The organism is Moorena sp. SIO3I6 (genome assembly GCF_010672095.1).
Genome location: NZ_JAAHHU010000630.1, coordinates 1 through 2,568, shown reverse-complemented (window position 1 = coordinate 2,568; position 2,568 = coordinate 1). Strand labels below are relative to the sequence as shown.

The 2,568-nt window shown below is 43.5% G+C and carries 3 protein-coding genes and 2 pseudogenes; all 5 read left to right on the top strand.

Features of this window, described 5'->3' with window-relative positions:
• Positions 1-113: 113 nt before the first annotated feature.
• Positions 114-446 (top strand): annotated as a pseudogene (locus F6K49_RS40575) (transposase); the annotation flags it as partial.
• A 91-nt stretch (positions 447-537) separates the two neighbouring features.
• Positions 538-1,434 carry a transposase gene (locus F6K49_RS40570; RefSeq protein WP_293028296.1) on the top strand — a complete coding sequence of 299 codons (897 nt, stop codon included), beginning with the start codon at positions 538-540 and terminating at the stop codon, positions 1,432-1,434.
• Between the two features lie 32 nt (positions 1,435-1,466).
• The gene (locus F6K49_RS40565; RefSeq protein ID WP_293028293.1) at positions 1,467-1,778 is read left to right on the top strand and encodes a hypothetical protein; all 312 of its coding nucleotides are present in this window, start codon (positions 1,467-1,469) and stop codon (positions 1,776-1,778) included.
• Between the two features lie 78 nt (positions 1,779-1,856).
• Entirely contained in the window at positions 1,857-2,201 is a 345-nt protein-coding gene (locus tag F6K49_RS40560) for a transposase (RefSeq protein WP_293028290.1), read from the top strand.
• Positions 2,202-2,242: 41 nt separating this feature from the next.
• A pseudogene (locus F6K49_RS40555) lies at positions 2,243-2,440 on the top strand (transposase); the annotation flags it as partial.
• Positions 2,441-2,568: the final 128 nt, after the last annotated feature.

Here is a 2,568-nt window from a genome sequence, read left to right as displayed (position 1 = left end):
TATAGAGGTACCAATGAAAGTGTGTTCCTGCCATGAGGAGCCGTATGACAGGAAACTGTCACGTACGGTTTTGAAGACGAGTCGGCGGGGGTGACCCCTCGGCTTAGTTTAATACTATCAATGATGTAGCGAAAGCCATTACAGCTCAACAAGCTGCCTGTATCGATGCAGTTATAAAAAAAATTTACAAAAGGTTTTCTGGGAAAAAAGATCAAAAGACTAGGAAAGAACTTTGCAAGCAGCTTAAGACCTTAGCTTTTCTAAAAAATCCACTCCTTCATAGACTTGTTAGAAAACAATTTCATAGAGGACATTCTTGGGTCAAAAATCAAATAGTCTATCAACAAGTAGGATATAACTGTAAGAGACTTTATCAAAATACTTACCAGCTAGAATTAGCTGGCCTTACTAGAGGAAAAAGAAATAAAATAATCGTCAAGTCTAATGTAACTTCTCAATTACCCCTGCACCCCCTGTGAAGGGATCTATGTTGGCAGTCCCCTTGCCAAAAGTACGTAAATCTGGTCTAACAGAGATATGACTGAAATTCCTGTGCTGGCCACTCTCGACGAAACAACCGACCTCCCAGAGGAGGAGCGTCTGCGCTTGTTTGTGCAACAGCAGCAAGCAATAATAGGGTTGTTGGCTCAGCAAAATCAAGCATTAGAGAAACAGGTAAAACAGTTAACCGAACGCATCAGTCAATTAGAAGAAGAGTTACGGCAGAAAAAGAAACTGAGCAAGAAGCCCCAGTTAAAAGCGAGTAAACTAAACCAAGGCATTGAGTCTCAGCAACAGAGTAGCAAACGACCTGGTTCTGCCCATAGCAGTAAAAAACAAGGGTTCGTGGTCAATGAAGAACGCAAAATAGAGCTAGAGGAGTTGCCAGAGGGAGCAAGATTCAATGGGTATCGGGAATATGACGTCCAAGAACTATGTATAAAGCGCAACAATATTCGATTTTTGTTGGCAGAGTACGTTTTAGAGGATGGGAGTGTTATTTGTGCCCAGTTGCCGCCAGAGTATAGCTTGACGGGTCATTATGGTCCGGAGTTGGTGGGTTATATATTGCATGAACACTACCAAAATCGAGTGCCGCAACCGTTGATATATCAACAGCTAAAGGATTGGGGAATCGATATTTCAGTCGGCCAAGTCAATCGAATATTAACCGAAAAACTAGAGGAGTTTCATCAGGAACAAGCCTCAGTGTTAGAAACAGGCTTGGGCTACTCAAACTACATTCACACGGATGATACCGGAGCCCGCCAGGGAGGTAAGAATGGGTATTGCACAGTGATTGGCAATGAGTGGTTTAGTTACTTTGCTAGTACTCTGAGCAAGAGTCGGAGCAACTTTTTGGAGCAACTCCACGGCAATAAACCAAGCTATGTACGTGGGGGAGTGTTCCCGCAAGTATTTACAGAGCTATAAATTAGGGAAAAAGCAATGGAAGGTCTTGGAGTTTGACTTCCTTTGTCTTGGCCAATAGCACCCAAGCCTGGAATCAATATTTGGATTCTATCGGTATAGTCACGCCTTTGGCGGTTCGGTTGGTCACAGAAGCTGCCCTGCTGGGAGGTTTGATTGAGGGGGGAGTTAGTCAGAAGTTGGTGATTCTTTCCGATGGTGCAGGCCAGTTTAATCTCCTGGTCCATGCCTTGTGCTGGGTTCATGCTGAACGAGCCATCCGGAAATTAGAGGGGAGCACTGCTGTGTTTCGCGCCCAAATTGAAGAAGTCCAAACCCTCTTGTGGGACTATTACCAAGAGCATTAAACCTACCCAAAGACTCCCAGTGACCAGTACAAGAAGTACTTATGGGCTCGCTTTGATGAGGTTTTTGGTCGGTGCTATTTGCAACACCCCACCCTCAATAACACCTTGATGGGATTTAGGAAAAACAAGAAACAGCTAATGATGGTTCTTGATGATCCGGATATTCCACTCCACAACAATGCAGCCTCCTCTGACATCCGAGAATTTGTCACCCGTCGAAAAATTAGTGGTGGCACTCGCAATGATGTTGGACGAAAAGCCAGAGATACGATGGTAGGTTTGAAAAAGACTTGTCGCAAGCTAGGGGTTTGCTTCTGGGACTATCTATTGTCAAGGGATAGAGGTGACCACAGCATTCCCTCTTTACCAGAACTGATTAAACACAAATCCATGGAGCACTTACAGGTTGGTAACCCAGTCTGAAGCATTCCCAATTCAACTTGTAATCAGCACTTATTGAGAACTTGCAGTCTAATCGAAAAATAAAAGGTCAGATTAGACTAATATACAATCAATTATTGCAAAAGTTTGAGGTTCACTTTTTAGTAGATCATGGCAATGTTAGAATCCCTGCTGAACGTCGCAGCATAGGGCTAGACAAAGGATACACCGAGGCTTTTTATGATTCAGACGGCCAGACCCATGGAAAAGGACTAGGCAAAGCAGGGTAATCGCATCTAATTTGGTATAAATTGTACTTGACAAAAAAAACGGTTGCATGAACAAGTCCTTCATCTCTCATCAAGGGTAACCTAGGATGTGTAAAGGGTTGTATTTTCTCGTCACTCAT